Origin of the sequence: Streptomyces sp. T028 (genome assembly GCF_048159505.1) — a bacterium.
Classification (GTDB): Bacteria; Actinomycetota; Actinomycetes; order Streptomycetales; family Streptomycetaceae; genus Streptomyces.
In genome coordinates this window covers 32,783-47,415 of sequence record NZ_JBLRVZ010000044.1, presented here as the reverse complement: position 1 = coordinate 47,415, position 14,633 = coordinate 32,783, and the positions used below count along the sequence as shown (strand labels likewise).

Below are 14,633 nucleotides of genomic sequence, written 5' to 3'. Positions count from 1 at the left end.
CGAGGACGGGAACGGCGACGCTAAGGACCGAACATCCGCCCCACGTCCCGGGCCGCGGCGCGCACCAGCGCCTCGGCGGCGTCGAGCCGCTCGACACCGTGCGCCGCGAGCACCACCCCGACGTAGGGCGACGGGTCGAAGGCGGCGGTCGGGATGGACGGCACCAGCACGGTGTCGATCGCGGTGCAACGTTCCGTCAGCTCGCGCAGCAGGGCGTTGAGTTCCCTGGCGGGAAGACGGGCGCCCAGCGGGACCCGGTCGACGGTACGGACGAGATGCCCGGCACCCCTGGTCTCGTCGAGACGGGCCTTGACCATGAAGGCGACGGCCGGTCCGGTGAACCGCAGATTGATCTCGGTGGGCGCCGGCCGTCCGTCGGAGCCGGTCACGAAGTCGACGTCGAACCAGCCCCGGTAGCCGTCCGCCGCCAGTTCCCGGCCGACGGCGTGCCCGAACCGCGCCGCCGTGTCGGCCACCGGCCCCGGCACCAGGCCGGGGCCGACGGTCGCCCCCTGGTAGGCGGTGCCCCGTACGTCCATCACGGCGACGCCCACGTCGTGCACCTCGCCGTCCGCCGCGACAAGACCGTCGTACGTCAGGTCCCGCGGCGTGCGCTCGCCGTCGAGCACGGCCCCGACCCCGGCGCCCTGCTCGACGTACTCCTCCAGCAGCAGCGGGCCGCGTGGCAGCGGCGGACGGTCCCGGCGGCCGGTCACCAGCCAGGTGCCGGAGCCTCCGGCGCCGTGCTCGGTCTTCACGACGGTCGCCTGTCCGGCACGGGCCCGTGCCCTGAGGACCCGGCCCGCCTCGCGCCGGGTCGCGACCGGCCACTGCCGCGGCACCCGGACCCCCGGATGACCGGGCGCGAGCCGGGCGAACAACTCGTTGGCCGCCCGCTTGGACTCGTACCGCAGTGCCTCCGTGGCCAGGGGCTCCTCTCCGGCCAGCTCGGCGAACGCCGGGGTGCGCCCCCACGGCACCAACGGCAGGCCCGAGGCACGCAGATGCGCGGCGAGCGCGGGGCGGGCCAGCACGGCGGCGGTCAGGCCGTCCGCGCCGACGGGCAGGCCCCCGCCCTGAGAAGTCTCCTCGGACTCAAGTCCGTCGAACACCTCGACCGGCTCCCAGGCCAGCTGCCGCCCGACCAGATCCGTCCAGCCCTCCGGCACGGCCTTCGGCAGGACCAGCGCCGCCGGATGCGGGCCGGCGAAGGCCGCCAGGCAGGCGTAGTGGGCACCGCCGTACCGGGACTGCTCGCCGATACCGGCGAACTGGGCCTGGAAACCGTTGACATTGCCCAGATGGATCGCACGCCGGCCGCCCGTCCAGGCCTGCGCCCAGCCCGACGCCGCCGCGGCGATCGACACGTGGAGCAGTGGCAGTTCACGCCCCGGTATCGAGCCCGAGGGCCCGCCGCCGGCCGGGCGGGCACCCATCGCGCGGTAGAAGGGCTCCGCGTGCGGGTCGGCCTCGATCGCCAGCCGCGTGAACCCCAACGCGCGGGCCGTGGCCAGCACATGGGTGTACAGCGCGCGGCCCACACCCCCGCCGATGGCGTCCGGCTCGACGAACAGCAGCCCCAACTCACCGTCCGGCGCCGCCCCTTCCAGGGACGCCACGCCCAGCACACAGCCCGCTTCCTCGGCGACGACGACCCGGCGTGCCGCGACGTCCCCGGCCGCGATCCGCAGGTCGTCCGCACACGCCGCCAGGAACGCCTCGTCGTACCCCCAGTACGCCTTCGAACGCAGCACGAGCGCGGACAGAGCCTCCGCCTCGTCGGACCGGGCGGACCGTATCCGCAGCGACCGTCGTCCGGAACCCACCACGAACAACACCGATTGCTCCTCCCGTACGCCCTCGCCGCCCCTGCGCACACCGGCACGACGACGAACGATAAACGCTCGGCCGGAGCCCACGAGTCGCGTGGTTCCCGCGCGAAGGCGCTCGCCGCGTCATGTGAGGATGTGTGAATGGGGTGGCTCGGGAAACGCGGGTGGCGGACGGTCGGGTTCCTGGTTGCGGCGAGTGCGGCGCTGGCGTTGCCCGCCTGCGGCCCGGGCGGCTTCGACGACGGGCAGTCAGGGGACCGGGAGGCCAAGTACAAGCGGGTCATCGAAGACGCCCACCCGCGTCCCGCCGATGTCATCGAGGCGGTCGGCGCGCCCGACGGCGTGGCCCGCTCGGGCGACGGCTCGCTGCTCCTGACCTACGAGGCCGACAACGTCGAGGACGACGAGGGGCCGGCCGCCTCCGCCTGGCGGATCGTGGGCCCGGACGGGCGTACGGTCGCCGAGCACGCCGAACACACGGACGCGGAGGCGCCGCCGGCCGCGTTCGCGGGGGTGCGTGAGGGCTTCGTGCGGGTGCCGGGGGAGGGGACGGAGAACGCGTACGTCCTCGACGTACGCGGCAAGCGGCACCAGGTCGTCGTCACCGCGACCCCGTTGCGCACACGCTCCGGCGACATCCTGCTCACCGAACGGGAACCGGCCCTCGTCTACCGCCCCGCCACGGGCCCCGCGGCGCCCCCGGCCGGACTGCCGGACGACGCCGTGCGCCTCGCCGTCGACGAACAGGGCACGGTCTGGAGCCTGGACCAGCCCCTCACCGAAAGCGGCGGCCGTGTCGTGTGGCAGCGTGACGGCCGGACCCTTGGCTCCAAGGCCGTCCCCGAGCCGTACACGGGCGGCGTCCTCGCCGCCCGGGGCGGCACCGCGGCGCTGGCCCTCTCCCGGGGCGAGGGCGTGCGCGGCCTGCTGGTGACGCTGGACGGCGGCGGGCACTGGAAGACGGTCCTGGACGGCGGCATTCCGTGGCGGGACCTCACCGGCGGCCCGGACTGGCTGGTCCTGAAGCCGCTCACGGACGGGCGACTGCTGGTGGGCGAGGAGGGCGGCCGCCACTGGCTCGCCGACGACCGCACCAACAGCGCCTTCCACGAACTGGAGACCCCGGCGGCCTTCACGTCGCTCACCGTCGACGGTACGACGCTCTACGGCATCGCGGACGCGACGACGGCGACGTACGACCTCGTGAAGGGCGAGGGGCTGTGGATCTCCCGCGACGGCGGCCGGGCGTGGCGGCAGTACGAGCCGGCCCAGGCCCTGTAGTCAAGCGGAAGTTGAGGAAACCGACAGTGTCGGCCTCACTCGATCGACCATCGGACTCCACGAGTTCACCCCGAGTAGTGGGAGCGCCCCGACCCGGCGGCCCTGGGAAGGGGTTCGGTGGAACAGAAAGCCGCTGCCCACCGCCAGGACCGAGCGCCCTCGCCGATTGCACTGTACAACCACACACCTGAACATGTCGCAGGCACCGTAAACAGAATGGTGGTTTTGCTTGTAGGGTGTGCTCCACAAGCAGAACCGCCGCTCTTTTTGAGGGAGTTCGTCATGCCCCGGCTCACCGATGCGCGCAAGGAGCTCCGGCGCGCCCAGATCACGGAGGCCGCCGTGCGCTGCTTCGGGCGCAACGGTCTGGAGCGGACCTCGATCGCCGACATCACCGCCGAGTCCGGGCTCTCGGCCGGCTCGATCTACGCCCACTACCGCGGCAAGGCCGACCTGGTCCAGGCCGCAGCCCGCGAGGTGCTCGCCGAGCGGGCCGAGGTCCTCGGCGCGTACGCCGCGAGCGACACGCCGCCCGACCCCGACGAACTGCTCGCCCGCCTGACCGCCGCGATCGACCCCGCCGGAGCCCGGGTCGGCGTGCAGACCTGGGGCGAGGCGACCACCAACCCCGCCGTGCGCGACATCGTCGTCGACATGACCGACCGGATGCGCGCGATGCTGCACGACTGCGTCACGGCATGGCTGGTCAAGGCCGAGCACCGCGAGCCGGCCGAGGCCCGCGAGCGTGCCGCCCCGATCGCCCACCGGGTCATGGCGCTCTACCAGGCCGAACTGCTGTACACCGCCTTGCACCCGCCGACCGAGGAGACAGCGTCGTGACCACTCCGACCACTCCGACCGACGCCACCCACCTCGAGGCCAACGAGGTCCCCGTCGGCTGACCGGCACTTCGCCAAGACGACAAGTTTCCAAGGACGAACAGGGATGGATAAAGATGAGGAAAGTTGAACAAGGGCGGATCATGAAGGCGATCATCTACCGCGACAACGGCGGCCCCGAAGTGCTTCGGCTCGTCGACCGTGACCTGCCCGCGCCCGGTCCCGGCGAGGTACGCGTCCGGGTTGCCGTGTCCGGCGTCAACCCGACCGACTGGCAGGCCCGGTCCGGCGCAGGCCACCCCAAGCGCTTCCCCGAGGTCACCCCGCACCTCGACGGCGCCGGCACGATCGACGCCGTGGGGGAGGGGATCGACCAGAACCGGGTCGGTCAGCGGGTCTGGCTGTTCATGGCCGCCGCCGGGCGACCCACCGGTACGGCCGCCGAGTTCACCGTCGTACCCGCCGAACGCGCCGTGCCGCTGCCCGACGACACCGCATTCGACGTCGGCGCGTCCATCGGCGTCCCGGCGCTCACCGCGCACCGCGCGCTCACCGTCGCCGAGGACGGGCCTCGCCGACTGCGACCCGGGGCGCTGGACGGCGCGATGGTCCTCGCCGCGGGCGGAGCCGGGGCGGTCGGGCACGCGGTGATCCAGCTCGCCCGATGGGCAGGCGCCACCGTGATCAGCACGGTCAGCAGCCCGCAGAAGGCCCGGCTGGCCACCGCCGCCGGGGCCCACCACGTCGTCGACTACCGCGAGGGCGACCCCGCCGCCGCGATCCGCGGGATCGCCCCGGACGGCGTAGACATCGTCGCCGAGGTCGCGCTGGGCACGAACCTCGCACTGGACCTGGCCGTGCTCCGGACACGCGGCACGATCTCGACCTACGCCAACGAAGGCGGCAAGCCGGTCGAACTGAACGTGCTGCAGAACATGGTGCTGAACACCCGCCTGCAGTTCCTGGTCCTTTACACGGCCGGACCACAGGCGCTCACCGCGGCCGCCGAGGACGTCGCCGCCGCGGTCCGGGACGGTGCAATGCCGGTCGGCGAGGAGCACGGTCTGCCAGTGGTCCGCTTCCCGCTCGACCGCACCGCAGACGCACACCGGGCGGTGGAGAGCCACACCATCGGCAAGGTCCTGGTGGACATCACCCCCTGAGGATCAGTCGCGCGCCAGTCGCCCCTCGCCCGCGCCGAGGTCGTCGAAGTGGTACCGCGCGGTGTCGGCGTCCAGCGCGGTCAGGGAAATCTCCACGTCGTCCACGCATTTCCCGGCGCCGTAGGTGAGGTGCTCCACGACGTTCGCACGGTCGGACGTACGACCTTGCAGTGTCCAGTACCCTCCGCAACCCAGCGTGGGGTAGTCGACCTTGGCGACGCGCTCGCCCCGGGCCCCTCCGGTGTACTCGATCTCGACGTCGTAGATGCTGGCCCCGTCCCCCTGGTTCACGATCCCCCGCCATGTCCCGTTGAAGTCGAACTGCCGGGGCGAAGGCGGGGGCGACGTGCTCTGTCCGGTCTCGGCGGAGGAGGAAGAGGAGGAGGGCGAGGGCGACGCGGTCGGCTGGGACGTCGGGCCGGTCGCGGCGCTGGACCGTACGGGTGCCGCCGTCACGCCGGGACTGCCCGCCCCGCTCGTGCCGCCGTCCCGCAGCGCCGGCACGAGCGACACCACGATCCCCCCGACGAGGACGACACCCAGGGCGGCCGGCACGGGTGCCATACGGCGGCGCGATCGCGTGGGCGGGAAGGGAGGCGTCATGGGGGAGAAGGCCGGTGGCGGTGGAGTGGGGGCGCCTGCCGGGGGCGTCCCGGCAACGGGTCCGGGCGCGCGGGCGGAGGACGCGGTGGGAGCGTGGTGCAGGGAGCGCGCGGTCGCGTCGACCTGGGTCGGCACCGGGCCTTCCAGCGCGAGCAGCCGCACCGCCTCCCGGCCCAGCCGGGTGGTGAGTTCCGGCGGGAGCCAGCCACTGTCGGGGAGTTCGGTCCCGACAGCGCGGACCGCCTCGGCCTCGACGTCCGCAGCGGAGGGCCGGTCCGCGGGGTCCGGGGCCATGCAGCGCTCCACGAGGGTGCGCAGTGTGCCGTCGATGCCGTCCATGCCGTCGAGCCGAGGTGGCTGGGAGACCACCCGGAGGAGGACCGCGTGCGGTGCGTCGTCCTCACCGTCGAAGGGGCCGTGGCCGGTCGCGGCGTAGGCCAGCAGCGCGCCCAGGCCGAAGACGTCACTCGCCTCGTCGAGTCGCTCGCCGCGAGCCTGTTCGGGAGACATGAATCCGGGCGATCCGATGACGGCACCCGTACGGGTGGCCACGCTGGAGTCGACGGCCCGTGCGATGCCGAAATCGATGACGCGGGGCCCGTCCAGAGTGATGAGCACATTGGACGGTTTGAGGTCCCGGTGCAGGACGCCGACGCCGTGGATGGCGCCCAGGGTCGCCGCGAGCCCCCGCGCCAGGTGCCACACCGACGTGCGCGGCAGGGGGCACCGCCATTCGTCGACCACCCGCTGGAGCGACGGGCCGGGCACGAACTCGGAGGCGAACCAAGGGATGTCGGCCTCGGTGTCGGAGGCGACCACGGATGCCGTACCGGCTCCGGAGACACGGCGTGCGGCGGCGACCTCGCGCCGGAACCGGCGCCGGAACTCCGGCTCCTCGGCGAGATGAGGGTGAATCAGCTTGACGGCGACGAATCGGCCGTCCTGCGCCCGGGCCAGGAACACCTGCCCCATTCCCCCGAGCCCCAGCCGGCTCAGGAGCCGGTAGGGCCCCAGCGCGCGCGGATCACTGTCCCGCAGCGGCTTCATCGCATGTTCCGTTCCACTGCAGGCACACCCGCCCCCTCCGCCGCCTGTTCCCCTGCGGTGACGGCCCCGTCATTGTGACAGGTCACCGGGCACGCGACGCAGGTTTCCCCGCGCTCCTCGCCCGAAGCAGAGCATGGGGCCCGTCGCGGTGACCAGCCCTGCCGCGCCGGTTCACCCACGAGTGTGGCGCGGCACCGAACGGATGCCCGCCGCCGCTCGCGTGGGCAACTCTTCGTCGGGTGAGTGATGTTGTCCCCGGAGCACGCGTGCGGCGCGCCGGGATCGTGTACCTGACCCTGCTGGCCGTGGGCACCGCGGGAGCGCTCCTGGTGGCCCCGCACCTGGAGGACCCCGCGTCGGTGCTCGCGGCTCTGCTGCCGACCTGGGCGGGTGCCTTTCTGGCCTGGAGCGCCTACCGGGCCGACCGGGCCGAGGCAGCCGTGGCGCTCGGCCCCGCCGAGGCGGCCGACCGGCTCGCCGACGCCGTACGGCGGCAGTGGGAGGCCGAGGCGGCGATGCGGCGCCTGGCCGACCCGCACCCGCTGCCCGTCGCCTGGCGGGCCGCCCACCCCGACCTGGCCGAGGCTTCGGACCCGGGGCTGCTCGCCGGCCGGGACACGGAGATCGTCGACGTCTTCGCACGGCGCGCCCCGGCCCGGCGGCTGCTCGTCCTCGGCGAGCCCGGATCGGGCAAGACCCTGCTGCTGGTGCGGCTCGTGCTGGCGATGATCGAGCGGCGGGAGGCCGACGAGCCGGTGCCCGTGCTGTTCCCGCTGGCATCCTGGGATCCGACCGCGCTGGACCTGCGCACCTGGATGGAACGCCGGCTTGTGCAGGACCACCCGGAACTGGGTGCCCAGGCGTCGGACGCCTACGGTCAGGTCACCCTGGCCGGCCTGTTGCTGGATCGGCGGCTGGTCCTGCCGGTGCTCGACGGATTCGACGAACTCGCGCCAGCCGTGGGGGCGTTGGCCCTTCACCGGGTCAACGAGGCCCTGCCGTACGGCTGCGGCATGGTCCTGTCGAGCCGTCCCGCCGAGTACCGGGCGGCACTGCGGCCGCGCGGCGCGGTACCCGCCCGGCTCGCGGAACTGGCCGGCATCCATCTCCTGCCCCTCGGCGCCCGGGAGGTCGCGGACTACCTGCGCCGGGACGCGGGCGGCCCCGGTGCCCGGGCAGCCGGGCGCTGGAGCGCGGTGACCGATGTGCTGGGGACGGCCGAGCCGGTGGCGCGGGTCCTGACCAGCCCGCTGATGGTGTCCCTGGCGCGGTCCGTCTACAACCCCCGCCCGGGAGACGGCTACGAGCGGCTGCCGGACCCGGGTGAGCTGCTGCGGCTGCGCACGCGTACGGCCGTGGAGCATCACCTCCTCGACGCGTTCCTCGGCGCCGCGTACCGGCCACACACCAACCGCCCCTCCCGGTGGAGCGCGGACCGGGCCCGTCCGGCGCTGCGCTTCCTCGCCCGGTCCATGGAACGCGGACGCGACGGCGCGGCGGAACTCGCCTGGTGGAAGCTGCGACACGCGGTTCCCGCGGCGCTGCCCCAGGTGCTGGCCGGAGTGCTGCTGGGCGTCGTGGCCTGGCTGTCCGAAGGCCTGATCATGGAACTGACCCACCACTTCACCCCGGACCTGGTGCCCGTGCGCTGGGACGAGCGGGGCGGTCTCGGTGTCGTGGCGGCCGGGATCTGCGGGGGCCTGGTGTGCGGTCTGTCCGCGGGCCTGGCGGCGACGGTGCTGTGCGTCCTCGTCGTCGCGCCCGACGTCCCCGTCGAGCTCGTGCTCAACCGTCTGGCGGACGGCACCTCACTGGCCCTGGTCGGGGCGATCATCTCCGGCTTCGCCTTCGGCGGCCGGCCGAGTCTGCGACGCCCGGCCGACTGGGACCGCCGGGCCCTGGCCACCGGAGCCGTGGCCGCCGTCTGCTACGCGGCGGCGTTCGGCAACGGCTGTGGCACGGTCAGCGCCCTCCTCTACGGTGCGGCCGCAGCCGTCGTGGGCGCGGACGGCGTGCCCGCGGAACCCGGCTGTCCCGCCGCCCGGTTGCGCTGGCACTGGAGTCCGCGGGGCGTGGGCCGCGGGCTCCTGGTCGGCATGCTGCTCGGCGGCAGCATCCTGCTGGAGGGGCTGCTCGCGGACGTCCTGTCGGGCGGTGACGGCGTCGAGTACATCGCGCCGCCGGATCCGCTCGCGGCGTTCTGGTCGGCCGAGCAGACGGGCGCGGTGTTCGCCGTGTCCTGCGTGCTCGTGCACGGTCTGCGCGCCGTCCCGGTCGATCTGGGCACCTCGGTCGACGGCCGGGCCCTGCTCGCCAACGACCGGCGCACCTTCCTCACCTGCGTACCGGTCGCGGCTGTCGTCGGCGCCATGATCATCGGGTTCCAGGGCTGGTGCGCGGTGCTCACGGGCTCGACGCGGGTGTGGGGCGCAGAGGCGGGCGGCGGCTCCCTGTGGGCGTTCGTGGTGGGACTCGTCCCGGCCGTCCTGACCGGGCTGGCCATCGGGATCCGCCAGGCCGCCTGGGGTCACTACGCCGTCGCCCGCTGCTATCTGACTCTGCGCCGGGGACTGCCGTACGACCTCATGGCCTTCCTCACGGACGCCCACGACCGGGGTGTCCTACGGCGCGTCGGGGCCGTCCACCAGTTCCGGCACCTCGAACTGCAGCACCGCCTCGCCGCCCGGCGTGAGCCCGCGGACGGACACCGACCTGCTCGGCCCGCCCCGCCGTGAACCGATGCGCCCCCTGTGCCCCTCCATAGCTCTGCGTTAGTGTGTACTTGCCGTCGGTGACCGGAGGGGGTCTTCCGTGACGATCGATACGACCGAGTTCCTCGACCGGGCGCCCGCGGTCCCCCGTCTCGCGGTGCTGCGCGTCGGCGTGACCGGACACCGCTCGATCCCCGCCTCCGTCCTCCCGTACGTCCGCTCGGCCCTGCGGCGCCAGTTCAGCCGTACGGACGTCGAGTTGGAGGCGGTCAGCAGCCTTGCCGCCGGCGCCGACCAGTTGTTCGCCGACACCGCCCTGGAATACGGCGTCCCGGTGACAGCTGTGATTCCGGGCATGGACTACGAGACGCACCTGGGCGGCACGGAGGCGCGGCGCACGTACCGCAGAATCCTCAACTCCTGTACGACCAGGGTCGATCTGCCCCTGCAGCCGACGCACGAGATGGCCTACGTCGCGGCCGGCCAGTGGATCGTGGAGCACGTCGACCACCTGATCGCCGTCTGGGACGGGCGCCCGGCCCGTGGCCCGGGCGGCACCGGTGACGTGGTCGCCTACGCACGGCGCCTCGGGGTGCCGGTGACGGTGCTGTGGCAGGCGGGAGTGCTCAGGGACTGAACGGGACCGACCTGCCCACGCCCGACGGAAATGTTCGCCGCCACGGCGGCTGATGTTCAGCCACCGAAGCGCACCAGCCACTCCGTGTGCGCCGGTGACATCAGCCGTTCCGTCTCCTCCACGGCCTCGGCCCAGCCCGCCTCGGTCACCGTGGTGGACATGGCGACCCGGGCCGCCTCCAGGTCCTGTTCGATGATGGAGTGGGCGTGCGTCAGCGGCCCGTGCCGCCGCACCTCCTGCCAGGCGACGCCCGCCGCCGCGGCCGCGCTGAGCAGCCCCGCCAGGTCCACGCCGCCGATCAGCCCGGTGGTGCCCACCAGGGCGGCTGTCAGGGCGAGCAGGGTCAGGGCGGCGGTGAAGGCCGACCAGCGGGCGGCGGCACGATGGGCGCGCGATGCCCGGTTCTTGTACCAGACCGCCTGCTCCAGCAGCCGGTCGCGCAGGTAGATGTCATGGCGTGCGGCGTACGACTTGGCCCGCACCGCACGCATCTGCGCGGTGATCTGCCCCTTGCCGAACTCCTGGGCCTTCTCCCGGGAATCCTCCCAGCCGCACTTGCGCAGCTCTCGCAGCCGCTCCTCGAGCCGCTCGGCGAACAGCGCGTCCGGGTCCTTGACGCCGGAGTGGAAGGGGCCGCCATGCACCATGTACTGCCAGGCCAGTGTCTTCACCAGCTCGGCGACCGCCCGGTGCGCCTGCCAGTGGGTACGGGAGCGGCGGCGCGAGGTGGTCAGTCCGAGCAGGATCGTCGCGCCGTACAGGACGGCGGCACACGCGGCCATGATGCGGCCGGTGGCCTGCTCGGTCAGCATGGCGGCCGCGGTGGCCAGGAGCAGGACGACCAGATGCGTACGGACCCCTTTGAACGACTCACTCTGATGACGTAACGCCCATTGATCACTCCGCCGGAACAGCGGTGGCAGGTCCCAGTCGTTCAGGATGGTGCTCGGTGCAGGAGTTGTACCGGCCGCCATGGCGCCCCCCGAAATCCCTGCGCGCCCCCGACTTCTGTCGCGCGCCCCCGAAAACCAGCGTACGAATGGATGGACCGCTGGAACCAGCCCCCGCACGAGAGGAGGTCCTGACGTTCCTGTTGTAGTGTCCGCACTATCGGGACCCGACTCGCTCGACGGTTCGCCTCCTCGGGGAAGCCCGGGGACACCCGGGGACACCCAAGACGACGCGCCCCGACACCCACCGCTGTTCCCAACGACCCGAACCGGAGCGACGAACCGCCATGATCCTCGACGTGACGCCCATGAGGCGCCCCTCCCAGCCCCTCGTCTCGGCCGCCCGCCGCACTCGTCTGACGGACATCGACCCGTACGCGGCCGCCGCCGCACGCACCGCGGGCCGCGTGACGGACGTCCCCGACCGCCGCTCGGGCCGGCCGATCACCTTCAACTCGGCCTCCTGACCCGGACGCCGGAACATCACACGATGGGGTGCGCCCGGCGGAGTCTCCTGCCGCGCGTACCCACGTCAGTGACTCGACAGGGCGTCAATGCCCCCTGTTCTTCCATGGTTTGACGTGTCATGGGGTGGGTTGCATGGCACACTCCCTCCAGTGAAGAGTCAGGCCCCGGACCATCCACCTCTGAGACAGCTGGTCCTCAAGATCCACAGCAGATGTGATCTGTTCTGTGACCACTGCTACGTGTACCAGCACGCCGACCAGAGCTGGCGGTCCCGCCCGACGTTCATCCGCCCGGAGACGGTGCGCGCCGTCGCCGGACGACTCGCCGAGTACGCTGGAGCACGGTCCCTGGAGTCCGTGTCGGTGATCCTCCACGGCGGCGAACCCCTGCTGGTCGGCCCGGCCCGGTTACGGGACATCTGCGCGGAACTCACCCGCGTTCTCTCCCCCCACACCGTGCTCGACCTGCGCATGCACACCAACGCCGTCACGCTCAACCGCCATCACCTAGACGTCTGCAGGGAGTTCGGCGTCCGGGTCAGCGTGTCCCTCGACGGGGACCGGACCTCGAACGACCGCCACAGACTCGACCGCCGGGGGCGCAGCAGCTACGACCGCGTCGTCCGCGGCATCCGGCTGCTCCAGGAGCCCGAGTACCGTCATCTGTTCAGCGGGGTGCTCTGCACCGTCGACGTGGCCAACGACCCCGTCGCCGTGCACGACACGCTCACCGCACTGGAAGCGCCCCGGATCGACTACCTCCTGCCCCACTCCACGTGGGACAGCCCGCCGCCCAACCCCGCGGGAGCCGAAACCCCTTACGCCGACTGGCTGCTCGCGGTCTTCGACCGCTGGGAGCAGCAGGGCCGTCCCATGCCGGTGCGCACGTTCGACTCGGTGCTCAGCACCCTGCGTGGCGGCCCCAGCCTGACCGAGGCGCTCGGGCTGGCGCCCAGTGATCTCGCCGTGATCGAGACGGACGGCACCTTCGAACAGGCCGACTGGCTGAAGACGGCCTACGCGGGGGCCCCCGAGACGGGGTACGACGTCTTCGCGCACGGTTTCGCGGAGTTCGCCGAGCATCCCGGGCTCCAGGCACGCCAGTCGGGGCTGGACGGGCTCAGTGACACGTGCCGCAGCTGTCCGGTCGTGCGCAGCTGCGGCGGCGGGTTGTACGGGCACCGCTACCGCTCGGGGCGCGGTTTCGACGGCCCCAGCGTCTTCTGCGGTGATCTCCGCTCCCTGGTGGAGGGCATCGCCGACCGGGTGACCGACCCGTCGTTCTCCCCGGCCGTCCTGAGCACCCCCGAACTGCGCTCCGCCAACCTGGAGTTGGACGCGGTCCTGCTGCGCCGCGTACAGGAGCACCTGACGCCCGAACCCGGTTGGCCGGACGCCTGGCGCCTCATGGTGGCCCTGGACAGCGACCCGGACACCGCCCCGTACCTGGACCAGGTCCTCGGGCACCCCTATGTGCGGACCAGCCTCCAGCGGTCCCTGCAAGGGCGTGCCGATCCGGCGCGTTTCATGTCACTGGCCGTCACCGCCGCGCTGCGGGCGGGGGTGACCTGCACGCTGACTTGGGACCAGCCCGGCAGCCGAGTGCATCTGCCCACCCTGGGCACCTACCGGCTGGACGCGCCCGGCCGGATCGAGGTCGGCGTCACGGCGAACGCCTTCCGGGTGCGCGGCGACGGGGATCCGGAGGGGACGACGGTGCGGCTCGACGGGCCCTGCGCCTCGCCTCGCTGGCGCCCTCTGGCCCGGCTGTGGGCACCCGACGGCCCGCTCATCGACGACGCCGACCTCTACCGCGACTGCTATCCGGCCGCCGTCGCGCCGCCGCCGGCGGGCGAGGAGTTCGTCGAGCGGCTGAGGGAGGCCTACGAGATCCTGGAGAAGGACGCACCGGACCACGACAGGGACCCCGACGCGTTCCATCCCACCGTCCTCACCCCGCTGGAGGCCGGCAGCGGCGTGCAGCTCGGCGAGCACGGGTTCGGAGCGCTCGGCGTGGCCGTGGACGTGGAACCCAAGGAGTTCGCCCGCGAGTTGCCGCGTATCGGACGCCGGGCCAGGCTCGCCGCCCTGCGTGCGACGGCCGATCTGCACCGGCTGGGCAGCCCGGCGGGCGACCTGCTGGACCAGGCGGACGACAGGCTGGGCCGGCAGGCGTACGACGAGGCCTCGCGGGCCCTCACCGCTCTCACTCTCCTGCCGGAGCGCGAACTGACCGCCACCGGGGCGGCGTTGGTGGCCCGGATGTGGTCACAGTGGGCGGGGCACCGTGGCTGACCATACCTGCGCCCCTGTGACGGATGCGGCCAGGAAGGAACAACTGACCGCCCTGCTCACCTCGTTGGGCGTGCGACGCGGCGGTGTGCTGATGGTGCACGCCTCGCTGAGCGGCACCGCGACCGCCCCGGAAACGGTGCGGGACGCCCTGCTGGACACGCTCGGCCCCGCGGGAACGCTGATCGTGCCGGCCTTCACCCCGGAGAACTCCGACAGTTCACGGGCGTACCGGAAGAACATCGAGGGGCGCAGCGAGACGGAAGCGGCGGAGTTCCGCAGGTCGATGCCGCCGTTCGACCCGGACAGCACCGAGTGCCCGACGATGGGGGCGCTCGCCGACTGCGTGCGCTCCACACTGGGCGCCGTGCGTAGCGCGCATCCCCAGACCTCGCTCGCCGGACTCGGGCCGCGGGCGCGGACGCTGCTGCGGCGCCACCCGCTGCGCAGCCACCTCGGCAGACTCTCGCCGATGGCGAAGCTGTACGCCGCCGACGCCCAGATCCTGCTGCTCCGGGTCGGATTCGAGGTGTGCAGCGCCTTCCACTACGCCGAGTACCTGATGCGGCCGAGACCGCCGAAACGCACCTATCGGTGCGTGGTCCGGGACAAGGGGAACTGGGTTTCGTACCGTGATGTCTCCCTGGACGACAGCGACTTCGGCGAGATCGGCTCCCGGCTCCCGCGTGAATTCCTCCGTCAGGGCGAGTGGGCGTCCAAAGGCGTCGTACTCTGCGGAATGCGGGACGTCGTCGGCCACGCGAAGGGGCAGATGACCGGATATCGCAAGGCTTTGGCCTGAAAACAGCGA

The 14,633-nt window shown here is 72.7% G+C and carries 11 protein-coding genes; 8 read left to right on the top strand and 3 right to left on the bottom strand.

Features of this window, described 5'->3' with window-relative positions; all coding sequences use genetic code 11:
- Positions 1–20 precede the first annotated feature (20 nt).
- On the bottom strand, positions 21–1,838 hold the full coding sequence (locus ACLZN2_RS36870; protein WP_416983914.1) for a GNAT family N-acetyltransferase: 1,818 nt from the start codon (positions 1,836–1,838) through the stop codon (positions 21–23).
- A gap of 135 nt (positions 1,839–1,973) precedes the next feature.
- Between ACLZN2_RS36870 and ACLZN2_RS36865 the strand changes: the two genes are divergently transcribed.
- The 3 genes from ACLZN2_RS36865 (at position 1,974) to ACLZN2_RS36855 (ending at position 5,115) form a co-directional block, all read left to right on the top strand.
- Positions 1,974–3,113: a hypothetical protein gene (locus ACLZN2_RS36865; protein ID WP_416983913.1), complete on the top strand. Its 1,140-nt coding sequence runs from the start codon at positions 1,974–1,976 to the stop codon at positions 3,111–3,113.
- A gap of 282 nt (positions 3,114–3,395) precedes the next feature.
- Entirely contained in the window at positions 3,396–3,953 is a 558-nt protein-coding gene (locus tag ACLZN2_RS36860; RefSeq protein ID WP_416983912.1) for a TetR/AcrR family transcriptional regulator, read from the top strand.
- Between the two features lie 115 nt (positions 3,954–4,068).
- Entirely contained in the window at positions 4,069–5,115 is a 1,047-nt protein-coding gene (locus ACLZN2_RS36855) for an NADPH:quinone reductase (RefSeq protein ID WP_416983911.1), read from the top strand.
- Between the two features lie 3 nt (positions 5,116–5,118).
- On the opposite strand, the gene ACLZN2_RS36850 is transcribed toward ACLZN2_RS36855, so the two are convergent.
- A complete protein-coding gene (locus tag ACLZN2_RS36850) occupies positions 5,119–6,765 on the bottom strand; it encodes a protein kinase domain-containing protein (protein WP_416983910.1) in 1,647 nt (548 codons plus the stop codon).
- Between the two features lie 239 nt (positions 6,766–7,004).
- Between ACLZN2_RS36850 and ACLZN2_RS36845 the strand changes: the two genes are divergently transcribed.
- Both ACLZN2_RS36845 and ACLZN2_RS36840 read left to right on the top strand, forming a co-directional pair.
- A complete protein-coding gene (locus ACLZN2_RS36845) occupies positions 7,005–9,500 on the top strand; it encodes an NACHT domain-containing protein (RefSeq protein WP_416983908.1) in 2,496 nt (831 codons plus the stop codon).
- Positions 9,501–9,582: 82 nt separating this feature from the next.
- Positions 9,583–10,113, top strand: coding sequence for a hypothetical protein (locus ACLZN2_RS36840; RefSeq protein WP_416983941.1), 531 nt, complete (start codon positions 9,583–9,585; stop codon positions 10,111–10,113).
- Between the two features lie 56 nt (positions 10,114–10,169).
- Here ACLZN2_RS36840 and ACLZN2_RS36835 read toward each other — a convergent pair whose 3' ends face one another.
- Complete coding sequence (locus tag ACLZN2_RS36835) at positions 10,170–11,087, bottom strand: DUF4231 domain-containing protein (protein ID WP_416983907.1); 918 nt, start codon at positions 11,085–11,087, stop codon at positions 10,170–10,172.
- A gap of 275 nt (positions 11,088–11,362) precedes the next feature.
- Between ACLZN2_RS36835 and ACLZN2_RS36830 the strand changes: the two genes are divergently transcribed.
- From ACLZN2_RS36830 to ACLZN2_RS36820, 3 genes are all read left to right on the top strand, one after another.
- Complete coding sequence (locus ACLZN2_RS36830; protein WP_416983906.1) at positions 11,363–11,530, top strand: hypothetical protein; 168 nt, start codon at positions 11,363–11,365, stop codon at positions 11,528–11,530.
- A gap of 150 nt (positions 11,531–11,680) precedes the next feature.
- Positions 11,681–13,825 carry a radical SAM/SPASM protein FxsBH, inactivated beta-hydroxylase extension form gene (gene fxsBH, locus ACLZN2_RS36825; protein ID WP_416983905.1) on the top strand — a complete coding sequence of 715 codons (2,145 nt, stop codon included), beginning with the start codon at positions 11,681–11,683 and terminating at the stop codon, positions 13,823–13,825.
- A 16-nt stretch (positions 13,826–13,841) separates the two neighbouring features.
- Positions 13,842–14,624 (top strand): aminoglycoside N(3)-acetyltransferase, encoded by a 783-nt coding sequence (locus tag ACLZN2_RS36820; RefSeq protein ID WP_416983904.1) that lies wholly within the window; start codon positions 13,842–13,844, stop codon positions 14,622–14,624.
- Positions 14,625–14,633 lie beyond the last annotated feature (9 nt).

Excerpts from the sequence above, each read along its gene's own strand:
- ACLZN2_RS36835 (WP_416983907.1), bottom strand. The coding sequence starts at position 11,087 with ATGGCGGCCGGTACAACTCCTGCACCGAGCACCATCCTGAACGACTGG.
- ACLZN2_RS36865 (WP_416983913.1), top strand. The coding sequence starts at position 1,974 with ATGGGGTGGCTCGGGAAACGCGGGTGGCGGACGGTCGGGTTCCTGGTT.
- ACLZN2_RS36850 (WP_416983910.1), bottom strand. The coding sequence starts at position 6,765 with ATGAAGCCGCTGCGGGACAGTGATCCGCGCGCGCTGGGGCCCTACCGG.
- ACLZN2_RS36855 (WP_416983911.1), top strand. The coding sequence starts at position 4,069 with ATGAGGAAAGTTGAACAAGGGCGGATCATGAAGGCGATCATCTACCGC.
- ACLZN2_RS36860 (WP_416983912.1), top strand. The coding sequence starts at position 3,396 with ATGCCCCGGCTCACCGATGCGCGCAAGGAGCTCCGGCGCGCCCAGATC.